This is a genomic window from Alcanivorax sp. 24 (assembly GCF_004360225.1).
GTDB classification, from domain to species: domain Bacteria; phylum Pseudomonadota; class Gammaproteobacteria; order Pseudomonadales; family Alcanivoracaceae; genus Alloalcanivorax; species Alloalcanivorax xiamenensis.
On record NZ_SNUA01000053.1, the window covers coordinates 1 to 594 of the forward strand.

Below are 594 nucleotides of genomic sequence, written 5' to 3' on the forward strand. Positions count from 1 at the left end.
CTTAAAAGGTTTCCCTGTATTTGACGTAGCACGTGTAGAAGTTCTACGTGGCCCACAAGGTACTTTATTCGGTCGTAACACACCGGCTGGCCTTGTTAAATTTGATACAGTTAAACCATCACAAGAATTTGAAGGCTATGGCTCTGTATCTTACGGTAGCCGTGGCGCAGTTGATTTTGAAGGTGCTGTTGGCGGTGGCTTAACAGACCGTTTATCAACGCGTGTTTCTGTACTTTGGCAAGAAAAAGACGATTACATCGATAATCGTGCACCGGGTTTTGAACAAGATGACGTATTAGGTGGTTACACTGAAAAAGCGGCACGTGTTCAGTTCTTATATGAAGGTGACGATTTCACAGGTCTTTTCAACTACCACGTACGCGATATTGACGGTACGCCAATCGCATTACGTGGTAACGCTATTAAAGCTGGCACAAACGATTTAGCTGATAACTATGAGCACGATGTGGTTTACCACGATGCTGCTTCTCGTGCGACACAGCAAGTTGAGTCTCAAGGCGCAAGCTTAAAGCTTGAGTGGGATATCAATGATTTAACTCTTACGTCAATCTCTGCATGGGAAAGCGCTGAAAT

The 594-nt window shown here is 44.4% G+C and carries 1 pseudogene; it reads left to right on the top strand.

Annotated elements, in window-relative coordinates:
- A pseudogene (locus tag E0L37_RS21250) lies at positions 1–594 on the top strand (hypothetical protein); the annotation flags it as partial.